16 protein-coding genes are annotated in these 19,575 nt (G+C 73.9%); 11 read left to right on the top strand and 5 right to left on the bottom strand.

Features of this window, described 5'->3' with window-relative positions; genetic code table 11:
* The first annotated feature begins 8 nt into the window (after positions 1–8).
* From selA to J3P41_RS14330, 4 genes are all read left to right on the top strand, one after another.
* Positions 9–1,286 carry an L-seryl-tRNA(Sec) selenium transferase gene (gene selA, locus J3P41_RS14345; protein ID WP_307862003.1) on the top strand — a complete coding sequence of 426 codons (1,278 nt, stop codon included), beginning with the start codon at positions 9–11 and terminating at the stop codon, positions 1,284–1,286.
* A complete protein-coding gene (locus J3P41_RS14340; RefSeq protein WP_210651047.1) occupies positions 1,286–3,034 on the top strand; it encodes a selenocysteine-specific translation elongation factor in 1,749 nt (582 codons plus the stop codon). The genes selA and J3P41_RS14340 overlap by 1 nt, the downstream gene beginning before the upstream one ends.
* A 157-nt stretch (positions 3,035–3,191) precedes the next feature.
* Complete coding sequence (gene ppgK, locus J3P41_RS14335) at positions 3,192–3,947, top strand: polyphosphate--glucose phosphotransferase (RefSeq protein ID WP_210651046.1); 756 nt, start codon at positions 3,192–3,194, stop codon at positions 3,945–3,947.
* Positions 3,948–4,115: 168 nt separating this feature from the next.
* On the top strand, positions 4,116–8,390 hold the full coding sequence (locus J3P41_RS14330) for a LamG-like jellyroll fold domain-containing protein (protein WP_210651045.1): 4,275 nt from the start codon (positions 4,116–4,118) through the stop codon (positions 8,388–8,390).
* 31 nt (positions 8,391–8,421) lie between these two features.
* On the opposite strand, the gene J3P41_RS14325 is transcribed toward J3P41_RS14330, so the two are convergent.
* Positions 8,422–8,910 (bottom strand): MarR family winged helix-turn-helix transcriptional regulator, encoded by a 489-nt coding sequence (locus tag J3P41_RS14325; RefSeq protein ID WP_210651044.1) that lies wholly within the window; start codon positions 8,908–8,910, stop codon positions 8,422–8,424.
* A gap of 186 nt (positions 8,911–9,096) precedes the next feature.
* On the opposite strand from J3P41_RS14325, the gene J3P41_RS14320 reads away from it, so the two are divergent.
* On the top strand, positions 9,097–11,142 hold the full coding sequence (locus tag J3P41_RS14320) for an MMPL family transporter (protein WP_210651043.1): 2,046 nt from the start codon (positions 9,097–9,099) through the stop codon (positions 11,140–11,142).
* A gap of 42 nt (positions 11,143–11,184) precedes the next feature.
* On the opposite strand, the gene J3P41_RS14315 is transcribed toward J3P41_RS14320, so the two are convergent.
* Entirely contained in the window at positions 11,185–12,564 is a 1,380-nt protein-coding gene (locus J3P41_RS14315; protein ID WP_210651042.1) for an NAD-dependent malic enzyme, read from the bottom strand.
* Positions 12,565–12,625: 61 nt separating this feature from the next.
* Here J3P41_RS14315 and J3P41_RS14310 point away from each other — a divergent pair, with 61 nt between their 5' ends.
* The 5 genes from J3P41_RS14310 to J3P41_RS14290 all read left to right on the top strand — a co-directional run bounded on the left by J3P41_RS14310 (position 12,626) and on the right by J3P41_RS14290 (position 15,702).
* Entirely contained in the window at positions 12,626–12,904 is a 279-nt protein-coding gene (locus tag J3P41_RS14310; protein WP_210651041.1) for a GNAT family N-acetyltransferase, read from the top strand.
* A 79-nt stretch (positions 12,905–12,983) separates the two neighbouring features.
* Positions 12,984–13,532 (top strand): potassium channel family protein, encoded by a 549-nt coding sequence (locus tag J3P41_RS18985; protein WP_210651040.1) that lies wholly within the window; start codon positions 12,984–12,986, stop codon positions 13,530–13,532.
* The gene (locus tag J3P41_RS14300) at positions 13,529–13,918 is read left to right on the top strand and encodes a hypothetical protein (RefSeq protein ID WP_210651039.1); all 390 of its coding nucleotides are present in this window, start codon (positions 13,529–13,531) and stop codon (positions 13,916–13,918) included. Before J3P41_RS18985 ends, J3P41_RS14300 begins: the two co-directional genes overlap by 4 nt.
* A gap of 60 nt (positions 13,919–13,978) precedes the next feature.
* Positions 13,979–14,437 (top strand): DUF350 domain-containing protein, encoded by a 459-nt coding sequence (locus J3P41_RS14295; protein WP_210651038.1) that lies wholly within the window; start codon positions 13,979–13,981, stop codon positions 14,435–14,437.
* The gene (locus J3P41_RS14290; RefSeq protein WP_210651037.1) at positions 14,437–15,702 is read left to right on the top strand and encodes a glutathionylspermidine synthase family protein; all 1,266 of its coding nucleotides are present in this window, start codon (positions 14,437–14,439) and stop codon (positions 15,700–15,702) included. Before J3P41_RS14295 ends, J3P41_RS14290 begins: the two co-directional genes overlap by 1 nt.
* On the opposite strand, the gene J3P41_RS14285 is transcribed toward J3P41_RS14290, so the two are convergent.
* From J3P41_RS14285 to J3P41_RS14275, 3 genes are all read right to left on the bottom strand, one after another.
* A complete protein-coding gene (locus tag J3P41_RS14285; protein ID WP_210651036.1) occupies positions 15,699–16,190 on the bottom strand; it encodes a glutathione peroxidase in 492 nt (163 codons plus the stop codon). The two genes, J3P41_RS14290 and J3P41_RS14285, sit on opposite strands and share 4 nt — an antisense overlap.
* A complete protein-coding gene (locus J3P41_RS14280; RefSeq protein ID WP_307862002.1) occupies positions 16,187–16,849 on the bottom strand; it encodes a nitroreductase family protein in 663 nt (220 codons plus the stop codon). Before J3P41_RS14280 ends, J3P41_RS14285 begins: the two co-directional genes overlap by 4 nt.
* Before the next feature lie 75 nt (positions 16,850–16,924).
* Complete coding sequence (locus J3P41_RS14275; RefSeq protein ID WP_210651034.1) at positions 16,925–17,224, bottom strand: hypothetical protein; 300 nt, start codon at positions 17,222–17,224, stop codon at positions 16,925–16,927.
* Positions 17,225–17,329: 105 nt separating this feature from the next.
* Here J3P41_RS14275 and J3P41_RS14270 point away from each other — a divergent pair, with 105 nt between their 5' ends.
* The gene (locus J3P41_RS14270) at positions 17,330–19,531 is read left to right on the top strand and encodes a glycoside hydrolase family 15 protein (protein ID WP_210651033.1); all 2,202 of its coding nucleotides are present in this window, start codon (positions 17,330–17,332) and stop codon (positions 19,529–19,531) included.
* The last annotated feature ends 44 nt before the right edge of the window (positions 19,532–19,575 follow it).

Here is a 19,575-nt window from a genome sequence, read left to right as displayed (position 1 = left end):
GGCGTGCCGTGCCGCGCACCGACCAGGTCCTGGCCGACCCTCGGCTGCGCGAGGCGGCCGCACGCCTGGGGCCGGCGCTCGTCAAGCGGGTCGTCGTCGCCGCCCAGGAGCGCTGCCGCGCCGGGGAGCTGGCTCCCACCGACGTCGCCGACGAGGCGGTGGCCGCGCTGCCGGCCGGCGCCACCACGCTGCGCCGGGTGGTCAACGCGACCGGGGTCCTGGTGCACACCAACCTCGGCCGCGCTCCGCTCTCGGCGGCGGCGGTCGAGGCGCTGCGCACCGCGGCCGGGCCGACGGACGTCGAGCTCGACCTCGTGACCGCCCGCCGCGGTCGCCGGGGTCGCGGCACCCTCGAGGCGCTCGCCGCCGAGGTCCCCGACGCCGAGGCGGTCCACGTCGTCAACAACGGCGCCGCCGCCCTGGCCCTGGTCACGCGGGTGCTCGCCCGCGACGGCGGCTCGGTGGTGATCGCGCGCGGCGAGCTGGTCGAGATCGGCGACGGGTTCCGCATCCCCGAGCTCATGGAGTCCGTCGGCGCCCGGCTGCGCGAGGTCGGCACGACGAACCGGGTGCGGCTGGAGGACTACGCGGCCGCGGTCGACGACGACACCGCGTTCGTGCTCAAGGTGCATCCCTCCAACTTCGCGGTGCGCGGCTTCACCTCCTCGGTCCCGGTCGCGGACCTGGTCACGCTGGGTCCGCCGGTCGTCGCGGACATCGGCTCGGGCCTGCTGCGGCCCCACCCGCGGCTGCCCGACGAGCCCGACGCCGCCACCGCGCTCCGCGGGGGCGCCGACCTAGTCACCGCATCGGGCGACAAGCTGCTGGGCGGTCCGCAGTGCGGGCTGCTGCTCGGGCGGTCCGCGCTCGTCGAGAGGCTGCGCCGCGACCCCTTCGCCCGCGCGCTGCGGGTCGACAAGCTGACGCTCGCGGCGCTGGAGGCGACCCTCACCGGCCCGGTCCCGCCCGTGCCGGCCGCGCTCGCCCGGGACGTCGCCGGGCTGCGCGCCCGCGCCGAGGCCGTCGCAGCCGCGCTGCCCGAGCACCTGGGTGCGGTGGTTGTCGACAGCGAGGCGGCGGTGGGCGGTGGCGGCGCCCCCGAGGTCGTGCTGCCGAGCGCCGCCGTGTCGCTGCCGCCGGCGTACGCCGAGCCGCTGCGAGCCGGCGACCCGCCCGTGGTCGGCCGCCTCGAGCGCGGCCGCCTGCTGCTCGACCTGTTCGCCGTCGACCCTGACGAGGACGTCGTCCTCGTCGACGCCGTCGGGCGAGCGCCGGGACCCGCCTGATGCACGTCGTCGCGACCGCCGGCCACGTCGACCACGGCAAGTCGGCCCTCGTCGAGGCGTTGACCGGCACCCATCCGGACCGGCTGGCCGAGGAGCGGCGCCGCGGGCTCACGATCGAGCTCGGCTACTGCTGGACCGAGTGGCCGGAGGCCGGTGAGATCGCCTTCGTCGACGTGCCCGGGCACGAGCGCTTCCTCACCACGATGCTCGCCGGGGTCGGGCCGGTGCCGGCCGTGCTGCTCGTGGTCGCCGCGGACGACCCGTGGATGCCGCAGGCCGCCGAGCACCTGGCGGCGCTCGACGCGCTCGGCGTACGGCACGCAGTGGTGGCGGTGACGCGCTCCGACCTCGCCGATCCCGCGCCGGCGGTGGCGCGCGCCACCGGCGAGCTCGCGCGCACGGGGATGGCCGGCGCGCCGGTGCTTGCCGTCAGTGCGCGCACCGGTGCCGGCCTGGCCGAGGTCCGGGCCGCCATGGCGGCGATGGTGGCCGCCCTGCCCGAGCCCGACCCGGACGCCGACGTGCGCCTGTGGGTCGACCGCAGGTTCAGCGTGCGAGGGGCGGGCACCGTCGTGACCGGCACGCTGCCGGCCGGCACCGTGCGCCGCGGCGACAGCCTGGCGCTGGGCGACACGGTGCTGCGGGTGCGCGAGGTGCAGGCGCTCGGGCGCGACCGCGACACCGTCAGCGGCGTCGCCCGGGTCGCGCTCAACCTCGCCGGGCGCACCGACGACCTCGCTCGCGGCAGCGTGCTCGTCACGCCCGGGGCCTGGCACCACTCGCGGGTGGTGGACGTACGGCTCACCGGCGACAGCGAGCCGCCCACGTCGCCCGTCCTGCACGTCGGTGCCGCTGACGTGGCGGTGCGCTGCCGGCCCCTCGGGCCGGGGCTCGCCCGGCTCACGCTCGACCGTCCCCTGCCGCTGCGCATCGGCGACCGGGCGCTGCTGCGCGATCCCGGACGCCGTCAGGTGTGGCGCGTCGACGTGCTCGACCCGGACCCGCCGCGCCTGCGCCGACGAGGCGCCGGCGCCCGCCGCGCCGAGCAGCTGGCCTCGGCGGACGGCACGCCGCGCCTGGCGGACGAGCTGGCCCGCCGCGGCGTCGCCCACGTCGACCACCTGCGCCGCCTCGGCGTCCCCGTCCCGGCCACCGGGTCCGGCGGCCACCTCGCCGCCGGGCCGTGGCTGGTGGACCGCCGGGTGGCGCAGGCGCTCGCGGACCGGCTCCCCGGCCTCGTCGAGGAGCACGCGCGCGCCCATCCCCTCGACCCGGCCCCGCCGCTGTCCGTGCTGGCCTCGCGGCTGCGGCTGCCCGCCCCGGAGCTGGTGCGCCCGCTCGTGCGGGCGCCGCTGCGCGTGGTCGACGGCCGGGTGCACGGATCCGCCGGAGCCGCCCTCCCCGAGGCGGTCCGCGCCGCCGTCGACGCCGTACGCCGCGACCTGGCCGCCGCCCCCTTCGCCGCGCCCACCGCCGACCGGCTGCGCGACCTCGGCCTCGACGAGCGGGCGCTCGGCGCCGCGGAGCGCAGCGGCCTGCTCCAGCGCGTCGGTCCCGGCATCGTGCTGGCGCCCGACGCGGCCGAGGAGGCCGTCACGCTGCTGCGTGACCTCGAGCAGCCCTTCACGACGAGCGCGGCGCGCGAGCGGCTCGGCACCACCCGCCGCGTCGCGCTGCCGCTGCTCGACCACCTCGACCGGACGGGCCGGACCCGGCGGCTGCCGGACGACCGCCGCGAGGTGGTCTGACCGGCGCGGCGGCGTCCCCGGCGGCGTACGTCATGGGAACGGCCGGTCCGGACCGCGGAAGCCCATGACGTCCGCTGCCGTTCGACGTCGGTCCTCCTGCCGACCACTGGGTGTTCCCCTCGCGGACAGCCGCCGGGTGGGCGCTAGGTTGTGCGCCATGAAGCATCCCTTCGGCATCGACTTCGGCGGCACCGGCATCAAGGGCGCGCCGGTCGACCTGAAGCTCGGCGACTTCGCCCACGACCGGGTCCGCATCGACACCCCCAAGCCCGCCACGCCGCAGGCAGTGGCCGGGGTGTTCCAGCAGATCGTCGACAGCTTCCCCGCCTCGACCAGCCCCGTCGGCGTCACCGTGCCCGGCATCGTGCGCCGCGGCGTCGTGCTGTCGGCCGCCAACATCGACAAGTCGTGGATCGGCGAGGACGCCGACGCGATCTTCACCGAGGCGCTGGGCCGGGAGGTGCACGTCGTCAACGACGCCGACGCCGCTGGGCTGGCGGAGGCGGAGTACGGCGCCGCGAAGGGCCGCGGCGGCCTGGTCATGGTCATCACGCTCGGCACCGGCATCGGCTCGGCGATGATCCACGACGGGATCCTCGTGCCGAACTCCGAGATGGGGCACCTCGAGATCGACGGCGCCGTCGCGGAGTCCCGCGCCGCCACCAGCGCGCGCGAGCGCGAGGGCCTCTCCTGGGAGACGTGGGCCGAGCGGCTGACCACCTACTTCCGCCACCTCGAGCGGCTCTTCACCCCCGACCTGTTCGTGATCGGTGGTGGGGTCAGCAAGTCCTGGGACAAGTTCGGGCACCTCATCGAGGTCGAGACCGAGATGGTGCCGGCGACCCTGCAGAACCGGGCCGGGATCGTCGGCGCGGCCCTCGTCACGCAGCGCAAGGCGGACGCCGCGCGATGAGCGGTGAGCACGCCCGCCGGAGCGTGCGACTCTAGGACGACGGCGTCGCGTCCTGGCCGACCGGCCAGCGCCGGTCCATCCCGCGTCTGCCTCGCCGCCATGTTCCGGTCACGGCGCGCCGACACCCTGTTCGGGTCTTCATCGGACCCAACCGAACAGGAACCCTCTGTGAAACGCCACAGCAACCGCCGGCGCTCGACGCTGGCAACCCTCGCCGCCCTGGCTGTGTCGGGCTCGCTCCTCGCGATCGTGCCCGGCACCGCTGCGCCCGCCGCGGCGGCCGAGCTGCCCGTCGCCGACGTCCTCGACGTCGACTTCGCCGACGGCACGGCCGACGACACGGCGCGTGACCTCTCGCCGACGCTGTTCGGGGACCCGGAGATCGTCTCCGACGCGGCGCGCGCCCGGACGGCGTACGCCCTCGACGGCGACGACGCCGCCCTCTACCCGATGGCGGGGCAGTACGGCGCGATGGCCTCGAGCTTCTCGGTGGAGTGCAGCTTCCGCTACGACGGCACCGACCTGGGCGGCAGCGAGCAGGACTTCTGCGGCGCCAAGGAGGCCGGCGGCTTCGCGACGTACGTCAGCGGAGGACGCGGCGGCTTCATGGCCCACATCGGCGGCGGCTACAAGAACGTCCGCTTCCCGATGGAGGCCGGCGAGTGGTACCACACGCTCGTCGTGTGGAACGGGTCCACGCTCGTGCTGTACGTCAACGGCGAGCAGGTCGCCCAGACCGCCGCGGCGGGCGTGTTCAAGGCTCCGTCGGCGGGCGCGCAGAACTTCGCACTCGGCGCCGACGCCCAGCCGAGCAACGGCGTCGGGTTCTTCGCCGCTGCCACCATCGACACAGCCCGGGTGTACTCCTCGGCCCTCACTGCCGACGACGCCGGCGCCCTGGCGGCGGCCGCCGTCGCCGAGCCGGTCGCCCCGACCGCCGACGTCCTCGACGTCGACTTCGCCGACGGGACTCCGGCCGACCGCGCCCAGGGCCTGCCCGTGACCGAGTGGAACCAGCCGGTCGTGCGCCCCGACGTGCCCCTCGGCCGCAACGTCGGCGAGTTCGACGGCAGCTCCGCCTACCTCTACCCGCTCGGCGACGACTACCCCTCGCTCGTCGACGGGTTCGCGGTCGAGTGCACGTTCAAGTACGACGACGACCTCCCCGCCAGTGGCGAGGAGCGCGGCAACATCTGCGGCGCCAAGGAGGCCGGCGGCTTCTCGATCACGCTCTACGGACCCAACCTGTCGTTCAACCCCAACATCGCCGGCACCTACCGCAACCTGAACGTCCCGGTGGTCGCCGACCGGTGGTACCACGTCGTCGGCACCTGGGACGGCCAGGTGGCCAGCTTGTACGTCGACGGAGTCCTCGCCCGGCAGGCACCGGCCGTCGGAACGCTGACCGCGCCGCCCAACGCGACCGCCCGCAACATGGTCATCGGCGGCGACGCCAGCACCAACAACCGCGCGAGCCTGCTCGCGCCGGCCACCGTCGCCACCGCCCGGGTCTTCTCCGAGCCGCTGACCCGCACCGACGTGCTGGCCCTGCGCCGCGACGTCCTGGCCGACGGCCTCGCCACCGCGCCGGTCACCATCACCGGTTCCACCCCGGCCGCGGACAGCCGCATCACGGGGCCGACCACCCTGTCCGTCGAGACCTCCACGCCGCAGGCGGTGGGCCGCACGGCCGAGTACCGCCTCGACGGCGCGCTCGTCCGCCCCGGCGACGAGATCGGCCCCGGCCTGCGCGCCGGGGAGCACACGCTCACCCTGCGCGGCAGCGACGTCTTCGGCCGACCGATCGACGAGTCCGTGACCTTCCGGTCCGGCAACATCCCCGTCGGCGGCGGCACCCGCACCGGCCAGGCCGGCGGGTCGGTGCAGCTGTCGTCGGTGGCCACCAACCCGAGCGGCGACGACGTCACCACGACCTTCGTCCGTGCCGAGGCCAAGGTCGCCGCGGACGGGTTCCAGGGCTCGGTCGCCGAGCTGCCGACGTCCCTCGAGTTCCCCCACGAGCAGGCTGCGGACCTCGCGGCTCCGCTGCAGCCCGGGGACGGCCGGCTGGCCACCAGCCCCTCGGCCACCGGCATCGCCTTCCAGCGCCACGACGTCGCCGTCGGCGCGGCCGAGGGCCAGCGCATCAGCTGGTCCGGCACGGTCGACCCGACCCGCAGCGTGACGCTGCGCGCCTGGAACGGGCAGGCGTGGGAGGCGCTCGACACCGCTCGCGGGCTCGCGGAGGGCGCCGTCGCGCTCACCGGGGACGTCCGTCCCCGCCACCACCACGACGGCGTCGTGCCGATCATGGTGACGGGCGAGGACCCCTTCGCCGACGACATCCCCAACGAGGTCCGGCCGGCGTTCGAGGACCCGGCCGACTACGACTTCTCACTCGCGCACCTCACCGACACGCAGTACCTCTCCGAAGGTGCCGACGAGCCGCCGACGCAGGCTGAGCGCGACACGTGGCGCAAGACCTACACCGACATCACCGAGTGGATCGTCGCCAACACCGACGAGCGCAAGATCGCGTTCACCGCGCACACCGGCGACATCATGGAGAACTGGCACAACCTCGGCGACGACCGCGCCAAGGCGATGCGCGAGTACGAGGTCGCTTCGGCGGCGCAGCGGATCATCGACGACGCGGGCCTGGTCAACACGGTGCTCCCGGGCAACCACGACAACCAGTACGGCCAGGACAACGGCCCCGACGCGCTGTACAACGACTACTTCGGTCCCGAGCGCTACGCCGCCCTGTCCCAGGCGCCGCGGTGGACCGCGGCGCGGGCGTCGTACCAGCCGTGGAAGCCGGGCGACAACGCCAACAACTACGTGCTGTTCAGCGCCGGCGGCCTCGACTTCGTGGTCGTCAGCCTGGGCTTCGGGGTCACCGCCGAGGAGTCGGCCTGGGCCGACGGCGTGCTGAAGCAGTACGCCGACCGCAACGCGATCGTGCTGACCCACGCCTACATCGCGCCGAGCTCCAACCCCGATGGCCGCGGCGGCGGCATGTCGTACGACGGGATGAGCGTGCGCAACACGGTCGTCAAGGAGAACCCCAACGTGTTCCTGGTCCTCTCCGGCCACGAGCACGGCGTCAACATCGAGGTCCGCAAGAACCTCGGACGCCCGGGTAACCACGTCGTCGAGCTGCTCGCCGACTACCAGTTCTACAAGGTCCGCGCCGGCGAGGTGGGCCTCGGCAACACCGGGACGTTGACCCCGGACACGCTGCTGCAGATGGGCTCGTCCTTCTTCCGGCTGCTGCAGTTCGACGTGGACCGGTCCGAGATGAGCGTCGACACCTACTCACCGTTCCTCGACAACTTCGGGGCCACCGAGTACGACGACCGCAACCGCTACAACGGCACCGAGGACGACTTCAAGATGCCGATCCAGCTGCAGCACCGGGCCACGAGCTTCGCCACCGACTCGCTCGTGGTGCTCGACCCGACCGACGAGGTCATCGGCAGCGACACGGCCCGGTCCGGCTGGCCGGCGTCGGTCACCTGGGACGGCCTGACCATCGGCGAGACGTACGCCTGGCAGGCCGTGAGCCGGGACGCCGCGAGCGGCGACGAGCTGCCCGGACAGGTCTCCCAGCTGGCGCTGTTCACCGCGACCGCCGACGGCGTCGCCGATGTGGTGGCACCCGTCATCAGGCTGGCTGGCGCGGACACCGTCGCCCACGGCGCGGCGTTCGACCCGCTCGCGGGCGTCTCGGTCAGCGACGACCGCGACGGTGACCTGACGGGCGGCGTCGCCGTCCTCGGCCAGGTCGACACCGCCACCGCCGGTCGCTACCAGCTCGTCTACCTCGTCAGCGACGCAGCGGGGAACCAGTCGGTCGCCAGCCGCACGGTCACGGTCGAGCCGGCGCCCGCGCCGGTGAACACCGCGAGGCCGGCGATCAACGGCACCCCCGTGGTCGGCCAGGTCGTCACCGCCGACCAGGGCCGGTGGAGCAACGCCGCCAACGCCACCTTCGAGGTCCAGTGGCTTCGCGACGGGGCGCCCATCCAGGGCGCGACGTCGGGCGAGTACACGGTCGTCGCGGCCGACTCCGGCGCCGCGCTCAGCGTGCGGGTCACCGCGCGGGCCGTCGGCCGGGAGCCGGTGGCGGCCACCTCCCCCACGGCAGTGGTGGGCAAGGTGAAGCCCACGGCGACGCTGAAGCTGAAGAAGGTGGTGAGGGTCTCGAAGCGGGCTGCGGCGACCATCACCGTCACCGCGCCGGGGGCGGTCCCGACCGGCACCGTCGTGGTCAAGGTCGGCCGTCGCACCGTCGACGCCGTCCGGCTCCGCGCCGACGGCACCGTGAAGGTGCGGCTGCCGAGGCTCCGCGTCGGCACCCACAGGGTCAAGGCCGTGCTGCTCCCCAGCGACGGCTTCGCGCGCACGAAGGTCACGCGCACGATCCGCGTGCGCCGCTGACCTGAGCAGCACCGATCGGGCGGCTCCGGGCTCAGGCCCGGGGCCGCCCGTCGGTATCTGGTGCACCGGTTGTTAGCACCTGCTCGAACGCCTGCGTGGCACCGCGCAGGTAGCGCTCCACCACCGCGCGCTCCTCGTCGGAGAAGTCGCGGTCGAGCCGGTCGAGGGCGACGAACATCGGCAGCAGGTGCGAGACCACGGCGCGGCGCCCGGACTCGGTCAGCACCAGCTCCGTACGCCGACGGTCCGCGGCGTGCGGCTGGCGTCGTACGTGCCCGCGCGAGACCAGCCGGTCCACGATGCCCGTGGCCGCCGCAGTGCTCACCTCCAGCCGCCGGGCGACCTCCGCAGGTCCGATCTGCTCGCGGCTCAGGTGCTCGAGCGTGACGAGCTCGGTGTCGCTGATCCCCGCGCGACGGGCGACGACGTGGTTGACGCGCGCACCCGTGGTGACGAGCTCGCGCAAGGCCGTCAGGGTGGCCGAGGCGTCCCAGCCTGGTGGCGGACCAGTCGGGGCCATCGGTGTCTCCTCTCGCCGTAGGTCGTGGGGTTGTCAGGGGAACGCCGAACTTGTCAGGCGGTGCATGGGCCGACAAGTTCAGGGATCCCCGGCCGACCGGGGATTCCTGATCTTGCACTCGCGCCCGCCAATCGCTAACTTACTTAGCAATCCGTTGCGTGAGCAACCTGATCCTAAGGAACCCCCGTGTCCGGTCACCAGTCCGCCGCCCCCGCCCGCGTCATCACCGGGAGGCGTACGGCGTGGGTCGTGGCCCTCGTGCCGCTGGTGCTCGCGATCCTGGCCATCCTCCTCGTGCCGGAGGGCGAGCACGAGGCGAGCGCCACCGACACGCTGCCGCGCGGCGCCGACAGCACCCTCGCGGTGGAGCTGTCCGAGCGGCTCCCCGACGACGAGGCACAGGTCGCCCTCGTGCTGTGGACGAGCGAGGGTGAGCTGAGGGGGACGGAGACGGACGCGCTCACCGAGCAGGCAGCCGCGCTGCAGCCCGCCGGCGAGCGGCCGCAGGGCCCGCCGCTGGTGGTCGCGGACGACCGGACCGCGGCGCTGGCCGTCGTACCGGTCGTGTCGTCCTCGGCCACCGACAACATCGACCGGGTCGAGCAGCTGCGCGAGCGACTGCGCGAGGACGCGCCGGACGGCCTGGAGGTGCAGGTGACCGGCCCGGCCGCCATCCAGGCCGACATCGGCCAGGTCTTCGACGGGGCCGACCTCCGGCTCCTGCTGGCCACCGCGGCCGTGGTCGCGGTGCTGCTGATCGTCACCTACCGCAGCCCCGTGCTGTGGCTGGTGCCGCTCGTGGTCGTCGCCGTCGCCGACCGGCTCTCCGCCATCGTCGCGACCAACGTGCTCGAGGCGACCGGCTTGGCCTGGGACGAGTCGACCGTCGGCATCCTCAGCGTGCTGGTCTTCGGCGCCGGCACCGACTACGCCCTGCTGCTGATCTCGCGCTACCGCGACGAGCTCAAGACCACCGAGTCCCGGCACGAGGCGATGGCCTCCGCCCTGGCGCGCACCACCGAGGCGGTGTGCTCGAGCGCCATCACGGTGGTCCTGGGGCTCCTCACCCTGCTGCTGTCGGCGATCCCCACCACCCGAGGCCTCGGGGTGGCGTGCGCCGTCGGCGTCCTCGTCGCGGCGACGTTCGCCCTCGTGGTGCTGCCCGCCGCGCTCGTGCTGTTCGGCCGATGGGTCTTCTGGCCACGCGTCCCGCGCGTGGGCGACCCGGTGCTCGTCGAGTCGCGCTCCGTCTGGCGGCGGGTGGGCGACGCGGTGGCGCGGCGCCCGCGCACCTACGTCGCCGGCACCGTCGTCGCGCTGGCGGTCCTGGCCGCCGGCACCACGTCGATCACCACCGGGCTCGAGCCGGCCGACCAGTTCCTGCAGGAGCCGGAGGCGATCACCGCCGGTGAGCGGCTCGCGGAGTCCTTCCCGGCAGGTACGACGGACCCGGTGCAGGTCGTCACCCGCGCCGACCCCCAGGAGGTCCTGGAGGCGGTCGAGGGCCTCGAGGCCACCACCTCGGCGCGCATCACCACGCGCGGGGACGACGTCGCTCGCATCGACGTCGTGCCCGACGCCCGGCCGGGCAGCGACCGAGCCGCCGAGGTCGTGGCCGACGTGCGCGCGGCGGTGTCCGGCTTCGACGACACCCACGTCGGTGGCGGCGACGCCGAGGCGGTCGACGAGGCCGACCACGCGGCGAGCGACCGGCTGCTGATCCTGCCCCTCATCCTGCTCCTGGTGCTGGGCGCGCTCGTGCTGCTGCTCCGCTCCGTGCTCGCGCCGGTGCTGCTGGTCGCGACCGTGGTGGCGACGTACGCCGCGGCGATGGGCGCGTCGTGGTGGCTCTTCCGCACCGTCTTCGACTTCGCGGCGATGGACAGCGGGGTGCCGCTGCTCGCGTTCTTGTTCCTGGTCGCGCTCGGCGTCGACTACAACATCTTCCTCGTCACCCGGGCTCGCGAGGAGGCGGCTGAGCACGGCACCCGCACCGGGATGCTGCGGGCCCTCACCGCCACCGGCGGGGTGATCACCAGCGCGGGCATCGTGCTCGCGGCCGTCTTCGCGGTGCTGGGCGTGCTGCCGCTGGTGGTGCTGGCTCAGCTCGGCGCGATCATCTTCGTCGGCGTGCTGCTCGACACCCTCGTCGTGCGCACCGTGCTGGTGCCCGCCCTCGCCCTGACGCTCGGCGAGAGGTTCTGGTGGCCGCGCCGGGTGGTCGGCGGCTGACGTCGGGCCGTCGCCAGGCTGCCCGCGGCGACGACCCGGGACTCAGCTCTCCCGGCCGCTGATCGCCGAGGCCACCCGCTTGGTCACGTCGGGGTGGAAGACGCTCGGGATGATGAACGCCGGGTGCAGCTCCTCGGGGCCGACGGTGTCGGCGATCGCCTGGGCGGCACGCAGCAGCATGTCGATGGTGACCTCGTCGGCGCCGGCGTCGAGCAGGCCCCGGAAGACGCCGGGGAAGGCCAGCACGTTGTTGATCTGGTTGGGGTAGTCCGAGCGGCCCGACGCCACCACCGCGGCGTACTTGTCGGCCTCGGCCGGGTCGACCTCGGGGTCCGGGTTCGCCAGCGCGAAGACGACCGGCTTGTCGGCCATCGTCGGGATCCACTCCGGGTCGAGGATGCGCGGCGCCGAGACGCCGACGAAGACGTCGGCACCGACCAGGACGTCCTTCAGCGAGCCGGTGACCCGGCGCGGGTTGGTCGCGGCCGCCAGCTCGGTGTGGGCGGCCGACAGCGACTCGTCGCCGGCGGCGAGCGCGCCCTCGCGGTCGACGACGACCACGTCGCGCGCTCCGGCGGCCAGCAGCAGCGTGACGATCGCCGTACCCGCGGCGCCCGCGCCCGAGACCACGATGCGCACGTCCGTGAGCTGCTTCTCCACGCACCGCAGGGCGTTGGTCAGCGCGGCCAGCACGACGATCGCGGTGCCGTGCTGGTCGTCGTGGAACACCGGGATGTCGAGCGACTCGCGCAGCCGCGCCTCGATCTCGAAGCACCGCGGCGCCGCGATGTCCTCGAGGTTGATGCCACCGAACCCCGGCGCGATCATCTCGACCGCCTTGACGATCTCGTCGGTGTCCTGGCTGGCCAGGCAGATCGGCCAGGCATCGATGTCGGCGAAGCGCTTGAACAGCGCGGCCTTGCCCTCCATCACCGGCATCGCGGCGCCGGGCCCGATGTTGCCGAGGCCGAGCACCGCCGAGCCGTCGGTGACCACGGCCACCGAGTTGCCCTTGACGGTCAGCTTGCGCACGTCCTCGGGGTTGTCGTGGATCGCCATCGAGACCCGGCCGACGCCGGGGGTGTACGCCATCGACAGGTCGTCGCGGGTGCGCAGCGGCACCTTGGAGGTCACCTCGATCTTGCCGCCGAGGTGGAGCAGGAAGGTCCGGTCGCTGACCTTGTGCACCGTCACGCCCTCGACCTCGGCGACCGCCGCCACCAGCTCCTGGGAGTGCTCGGCGTCGGAGGCCGAGCAGGTGACGTCGACGGTGAGCCGGTCGTGGCGTGACTCGGTCACGTCGATGGCGGTCACCACCCCGCCGTTGCGCGCGATGGTGGTCGCGACGGCGCCGACGACGCTGTGGTCCGGGGCGGTGTACAACCGCATGGTGATCGAGTAGGACGACGCGGTTGCTGCCATGCCGAGAACCCTCTCCCCCCGCGGGGGTTACGGGCAAGTCAGGTCGGTCTAGGCTCGAGTGATGGACACCGAGCTCAAGGACGCCGCCGACCAGCACCGCTTCGAGCTGTGGTCCGGCGACGAGCTGATCGGCGTCCTGGCCTACCGCCTGGACGGCGACGCCCTCGAGCTGGTGCACACCGAGGTGGCGCCGGAGCACGGGGGCCGGGGCCACGCCGCCACGCTGGTCCGCGGCGCGCTCGACGAGGCCCGCGCGCGGGGCCTGGCGGTCGTGCCGTCGTGCTCCTACGTCGCCTCGTACGTCGAGGAGCACCCGGAGTACGCCGACCTCGTCCGCTGACGATCGCGCGGAGGTTTGCGCCTCCCGCACCGGGGAAGCCCTATAGTCCGGCCGACAGCCGGGGAACAGGGGGAAGTCCATGGCCGAGGTGGCCAGTGCCGTCACGCGCCGACTCGCGATCGTCGGTCGACCTCTGCGCTCCCTGGTCAACGCGCCGCACCTGCTCGTGCTGCTCGTGGTGGGGATCTGGGTGGCCTGCTCGCTCACCTACGCGGTCCTCGAGGACAAGGGCCCGATCGAGGGGCTCTGGTGGGGGATCGTCACCGGCTCGACCGTCGGCTACGGCGACTTCTACCCCTCCACGACCGTCGGGCGAGCCGTCGGCGCCGTGCTCATCGTCTCGATGCTGGTCTTCGTCCCGATCGCGATCGGCCACGTCATCGCCACCCTCGTGCACGACAAGGAGTCGCTCGCGGTCGCGATGGTGCTCGAGGACGTCCACGAGCGCATCGACCGGCTCGAGCACCTCACCCTCGCCTCCCTGGCCGCCCAGCACGGCCAGGAGTGGCTCGACGAGCGGCTGGCCGAGCACGCCGCCGCGGACGCCTCGCGCACCGATGTCGCCGAGGCGATGCTGGCCCTGTTCACCCAGAAGAACGACGTCGACCCCGCTGGAGGACGCCCATGACCTCGACCGTACGCCGCCGGATGCGCTCCTCGAGCGTCGCGCTCGGCATCACGGCCGTGATGGCCGCCAACCTGACCGGCTGCTCCTCGAGCGCCGACTACGCCGCCGTCTGCGTGGACCCCGAGACCCAGGAGCGGGTCGACGACGACGAGTGCGACGACGACTCCGACTACAACGGCGTCGGCAGCGGGTTCTTCTGGTACTACCTCGGCGCCAGCTCCCGCGTCCCGGCGATCGGCCAGACCGCCACGGGCGGCACCTGGCGCGGCAGCACGCTCAACGGCAGTGTCCAACGCGGCGGCCTGCCGACCACCGGCGGCAGCACCGTGCGCTCGTCGACCACCAAGGGCGGCTTCGGCGGCAGCTCGCGGGGCTTCGGCGGCTGAGGCCGCCCGCGACCCGTCCACTCGTCCCCGCACCCCGTATCCCGCACCGCAGGAGAAACTGTGACCGACCTGATCAACGCCCTGCTCCACGCCGTCGCCTACGCCGTCGTCGGCGGCGCCATGCTCGTGGTCTCCTACTACGTCCTCGACCTCGCGACGCCGGGCCACCTCGGCACGCACCTGCGCGGCGTCGACGAGAACGGCGACGAGTCGGTCCACGCCCACTCGCGCTCCGCCGGCGTGGTGACCGCGGCATGGCTGGTCTCCAACGCGCTCGTGCTGTTCACCGCGATCTGGACCAACGGCGAGACCTCGCTGGGGTGGGCGCTGGGCTGGACGGTCGCCTTCGGTGCGCTCGGCATCGCCCTCAACACCGTGATGTTCTTCGCGATCGAGGCGATGACGCCCGGATCGCTGCGCCAGATCGTGACGGCGCCGGGCCCGGTACGCCCGCTGGCGCACGTCGCCGCCGCCACGGCGCTGTCGGTCGCCGCCATCGTCTGCGCCAGCATCGCCTGATGTGGCGCCACCGCTCCCGCGCCCGGCCCGACTGGCGCACCAAGGTCGTCGAGCAGGGCCTGGTCTTCCCCACGACGCCGCGCCCCGACGGCACCGAGGTGGCCTACTGGAACGAGGACGCCTGGTACGAGGTGACCATGGAGGAGGTCGAGACGCTCGAGGCCGCCACGGAGGAGCTGTGGGAGATGTGCGTCCACGCCGTCTCGCACATGGCGCGCACGATGAGCGACGAGCGGCTCGGGCTGCCGCCGGGCTCGCTGGACGTCGTACGCCGCTCCATCGCTGCTGGTGACCCCGCGCTCTACGCCCGCTTCGACCTCGCCTACGGCGCCGACGGCTCGATCAAGATGCTCGAGATCAACGGCGACACCCCCACCGGCCTGGTCGAGACCGGCGTGGTGCAGTGGCGCTGGCTCGAGGACGTCATGCCGGAGATGGACCAGTGGAACTCCGTGCACGACCGGCTGGTCGCCGGGTGGCGCAAGCTGCGCCGCTCGGGGCACTTCGCCGGCCAGCGGCTGCACTTCCTCTACGACCTCGGCGACGAGGACAGCTACGACGGCGGCGAGATGGAGATGACCGTCGGCTACCTCATGGACACCGCCGTCCAGGCGGGCTGGCTGGCCCTCGCCCACCCGATGGCGGAGGTGGGCTGGAACCCCGACGCCCGCGAGTTCCGCGACGTGCACGACGAGCCGATCCTCAACGCCTTCAAGCTCTACGCCTGGGAGGAGATGCTGCGCGAGCCCTTCGGCCGCTTCGTCGTCGACCGGACCGAGCGCGTCCCCACCAAGTGGATCGAGCCGGCGTGGAAGGTGCTGCTCAGCACCAAGGCGCTGCTGCCGGTGCTGTGGGAGCTGTATCCGCGCCACCGCCTGCTGCTGCCGGCGTACTTCGACGAGCCGCGCGACCTCCAGCGCTGGGTCGCCAAGCCGCTGCACGGTCGGGAGGGCGACAACATCCGCATCCACCTCGACGACATGCTCGAGGACGTGGTGATGCCCGGTGCCTACGGCGAGGAGGGCTGGGTCTACCAGGCCTACACCGAGCTGCCGAGCTTCGAGGGCAACCGTGTCGTCCTGGGCTCGTGGATCGTGGACGGGCAGGCCGCGGGCATGCTGGTGCGCGAGTCCGACGGGATGGTCACCGACTACTTCTCGCGCGTCGCGCCCCACGTGATCAGCGACGGGCTCGCCCCCACCGAGGCGCAAGTGGCGCAGTGGCTGAGCGAGCGGGTCGGCCCGGACGCGCCGAGCCTGCCCTAGCGGGCGTCGCCCACCAGCGCCCGCTCGATGTCGCCGGCGATTTTCTCCGGCTCGGTGGTCGGGGCGTAGCGGTCGATGACCTGGCCGTCGCGCCCGACGAGGAACTTGGTGAAGTTCCACTTGATCCGGTCGCCGAGCATCCCGCCCTTGGAGTCCTTGAGCCAGCCGAACAGCGGGTGCTCCCCCTCGCCGTTGACCTCCACCTTGGCGAAGAGCGGGAAGGTCACGCCGAAGTTGCGCTCGCAGAACTCCGAGATCTCGGCCTCGTCGCCGGGCTCCTGACCGCCGAACTGGTCGCACGGGAAGCCGAGCACCACCAGGCCGCGGTCGGCGTAGGTGTCGTGGAGCTGCTGCAGGCCCTGGTACTGGCCGGTGAACCCGCACTGCGACGCGGTGTTGACGACCAGCACCACCTTGCCGGCGTACCGGGACAGGTCGGTGTCGGTGCCGTCGATGGCCACCGCCGAGAAGTCGGAGAGGGAGGTCATGCCTCCGAGTCTGCCACCGGGTCCGACACCCCGGTCCCGGCCGGGTCCGCCGCCCGCCAGGGCTCGCCGAAGCGGCCGGCGTACGCCCACTCCGACAGTGGTCTCCGCTCCCGCGTGCGGTGGTCGCGGGCGGCCGTGCGCGCGTCGACGTCGGCGGGGTCGCCGGGCACGCCGACCGCGATGCCGGTGAGCAGCCGGTGGGTGTCCGGCACGCCGAACGCAGCGGCGAGGGTCGCGTGGTCGAACCCGGCGAACTGGTGGGCGTGCAGCCCCATGGCGTGGGCCTGGAGGGTGAGGTGCGCCGCGGCCTGGCCGACGTCGTACCTCGCGTAGTCGCCCGGCGTCGGCTCGCCGGGCTCGTCGCCCGCGCCGATCTCCGCGGCCGTCACGAACACCACCGAGGCGCGCGGGACCCAGCCGGAGTTGCCGCGGCTCAGCGTGGTCACCAGCGCGGCATGGGCGGGCGCGCCGCGCTCGCAGACGAAGAACGTCCACGGCTGGGTGTTGCCCCGGCTCGGTGCCCACTGGGCGGCGCGCAGGAGGGTCTCGATCTCGTCGGGCGCCAGCCGGTGGGCGTCGTCGTACACGCTCGGGCTCCACCGTGAGCGCATCGGCTCGGCGAGGCCCTCGGCACCGGGCGACGGGGTGTGCGCGCTCACCGCCGCAGTATCGCCGGGGAGCCCGCGCCCGGACGTCATGGGGATCCCCGGTGCGGACCGGGCATGCTCATGACGTCAGTCCTCGTCGAGGGCGTCGAGCTCGGCCAGCGCCGACTCCCAGCGGTGACGCCGCTCCTCCTCGGACTGCTCCCACCACGGCGTGCCCCGCTCGCCGAGCCCGACCTTCGCCAGCTGGGTGCGGTGGCGGGTCGCGGCGAGCGCGGCGTCGTCCGCGGCCGAGCGGACGCCGGACCGGCCGCGACCCAGGTGGGACTTCAAGCGGGCCAGCTCGGCGGCCGGGATCGCCGGGTCCGTACGTCGCCAGCGCCGCCCGTCGACGACCAGCCACTTCTCCTCGTCGGTCGCCTCGGCCATGGCGTCCAGTCTGGTGCGCGCCGCGACCCCGGCGGGCACCCGCCGGGGTGTGGCCGGTCCACGGGTCGAGGAGTACGACGGGAGGAGTCGACCACGGAGGCACCCATGGCCCTGCGATCCCTCGTCGCCCCGACCGTGCTGGTCCTGACTGCGACCACCCTCGCCGCGCCCGCCACGGCCGCGCCCGCCACGGCCGCGAGCGCGGAGCGGGTCGCCCCCGACCGGGGCACGAAGAGCACGTGGACCGAGGCGGACAAGGCCGGCTTCGGCACGGCGCGCGCCCGGCGGAGCAACGTGTGGTTCACCCTGCAGGACGGGCGGGTCAGCGAGGTGTTCCACCCCGACCTGTCCACCCCGAGCACCCGCGCGTTGGAGCTCGTCGTCACCGACGGCCGCACCTTCACCGACCGCGAGTCCGACGACGTCGACGTCGTGACCACTCGCCCCGACGAGCGCAGCCTTCGATTCCGACAGGTCGGCACGGCCGCCAGCGGCCGTTACCGGATCACCAAGACCTTCGTCACCGACCCGCGCCGCGACGCCCTGGTGGTGCGGGTGCGCCTGGAGTCCCTCGACGGCGGCCGCTACCGGCTGTACGCCGTGCACGACCCCGCCCTGGCCAACACCGGCATGGACGACTCCGGCCGCACCGTCCGCGGCGGCCTGGTCGCCACCGACTCGGCCGAGCCCGTCGCGTCCGCCCTCGTGGCGCGCCCGCGCCTGAGCCGCACGAGCACCGGGCTCGCCGGTCGCGACGACGGCTGGACCGACCTTGAGGGCGACCACCGCCTCGACGAGGGCCGTCGGCGCGCGGGACCGGGCAACATCGTGCAGACCGGCCGGGTGAGCGGTGTGACCGGCCTGGCCGGGCAGCAGCGCGCGACGCTGGTCCTCGGCTACGGTCCGAGCGGACCCGACGCGCTGCGCACCGCCGAGGCCACGGCCCGGTCGGGCGCGCGAGCGGTGGCGCGCCGCTACGACCGCGGGTGGCACCGCTACCTCCGCTCGCTGAGGCGGGTCCCGGACAGCGCACTCCCCGTGCGCCGGCAGTACCTCGCCTCGGCCCTCGTGCTGGCCGCCGCGGAGGACAAGCTCAACCCCGGGGCGCTGGTCGCCTCCCCGTCCGCGCCCTGGGTCTGGGGTGACGAGGTCAAGGACCTCTCCTCGCCCTCGGGCGCCTACCACCTCGTCTGGTCCCGCGACTCCTACCAGTTCGGCACGGCGCTGTGGGCGATGGGCGACAAGGCGGCCGCGAGGCGGTCGGTGGACTGGCTCTTCGACGTGCAGCAGAAGCCGGACGGCTCGTTCCCGCAGAACTCCGACGTCGAGGGCACCCCCGTGTGGGGCGAGCTGCAGCTCGACGAGGTGGCGCTCCCGATCGTCCTGGCCCGACTGGTCGGCCGCGTCGGGCCGCGCACCTACCGCGGGGTCGAAAGGGCCGCGAACTTCCTCGTCCGGTTCCGGGACGAGGAGACCGGGCGGCGAGCGCCGTACTCCCCCCAGGAGCGGTGGGAGAACCAGTCGGGCTACTCCCCCAACTCCATCGCCACGCAGGTCGCGGGCCTCGTGTGCGCCGCGGACATCGCCCGCAGGAACGGCGACCGGGCGTCGGCGCGGCGGTGGCTCCGGGTCGCCGACCGGTGGCGGGCGCGGGTCAAGGACTGGACGCTGACGTCCACCGGCCCGCTCAGCGACGACCCGTACTTCCTGCGCATCACCAAGGACGGCCGGCCCGACCGGGGCACGGAGTACGCCATCGGCGACGGAGGCCCGTCGGAGGTCGACCAGCGGCGCGTGGTCGACCCCAGCTTCCTCGACCTGGTCCGGCTCGGGCTGGTCGCGCCCTCCGACCCGGACGTGGTCTCGACGCTCGCGGTGGTCGACGCCGACCTGAAGGTCGACACACCCAACGGGCCGTTCTGGCACCGCTTCAGCTTCGACGGCTACGGCGAGACCCGAGACGGCGGGCAGTGGGAGATCACCGAGGACGACACCGGCACCACCCTCGGCCGCGCCTGGCCGCTGCTCAGCGGCGAGCGCGGGGAGTACGCCGTCGCGGCGGGACAGGACGCCACGGCGTACCTCGCCGCCATGGCCGCGGCCGCCGGCACCGGCGACATGATCTCCGAGCAGGTCTGGGACGGCCGCCCGCCCACCGGGCAAGCGTGCTGCCCCGCCGGCGAGGGCACGCGCGCCGCGACGCCGCTGACCTGGTCGCACGCCGGCCTGGTCCGGCTCGCGTGGACGATGCAGCGCGGGACCCCGGTCGACCAGCAGGACGTCGTCGCGCACCGCTACCTGCGCTGAGCGTCCACCGCCGAGCGCAGCGAGGCGGCGGTCGACGTGGCGGC

This window comes from Nocardioides sp. SYSU D00065 (assembly GCF_017916425.1).
Taxonomy (GTDB): domain Bacteria; phylum Actinomycetota; class Actinomycetes; order Propionibacteriales; family Nocardioidaceae; genus Nocardioides.
The sequence above is the reverse complement of the archived record's forward strand: the minus strand, read 5'-3'. Positions and strand labels throughout refer to the sequence as shown.

Bases quoted from the DNA above. Each gene is read 5' to 3' on its own strand.
- J3P41_RS14340 (WP_210651047.1), top strand. From the start codon at position 1,286: ATGCACGTCGTCGCGACCGCCGGCCACGTCGACCACGGCAAGTCGGCC.
- ppgK (WP_210651046.1), top strand. From the start codon at position 3,192: ATGAAGCATCCCTTCGGCATCGACTTCGGCGGCACCGGCATCAAGGGC.
- J3P41_RS14325 (WP_210651044.1), bottom strand. From the start codon at position 8,910: ATGGCCCCGACTGGTCCGCCACCAGGCTGGGACGCCTCGGCCACCCTG.
- J3P41_RS14315 (WP_210651042.1), bottom strand. From the start codon at position 12,564: ATGGCAGCAACCGCGTCGTCCTACTCGATCACCATGCGGTTGTACACC.
- J3P41_RS14310 (WP_210651041.1), top strand. From the start codon at position 12,626: ATGGACACCGAGCTCAAGGACGCCGCCGACCAGCACCGCTTCGAGCTG.
- J3P41_RS18985 (WP_210651040.1), top strand. From the start codon at position 12,984: ATGGCCGAGGTGGCCAGTGCCGTCACGCGCCGACTCGCGATCGTCGGT.
- J3P41_RS14300 (WP_210651039.1), top strand. From the start codon at position 13,529: ATGACCTCGACCGTACGCCGCCGGATGCGCTCCTCGAGCGTCGCGCTC.
- J3P41_RS14290 (WP_210651037.1), top strand. From the start codon at position 14,437: ATGTGGCGCCACCGCTCCCGCGCCCGGCCCGACTGGCGCACCAAGGTC.
- J3P41_RS14285 (WP_210651036.1), bottom strand. From the start codon at position 16,190: ATGACCTCCCTCTCCGACTTCTCGGCGGTGGCCATCGACGGCACCGAC.
- J3P41_RS14275 (WP_210651034.1), bottom strand. From the start codon at position 17,224: ATGGCCGAGGCGACCGACGAGGAGAAGTGGCTGGTCGTCGACGGGCGG.
- J3P41_RS14270 (WP_210651033.1), top strand. From the start codon at position 17,330: ATGGCCCTGCGATCCCTCGTCGCCCCGACCGTGCTGGTCCTGACTGCG.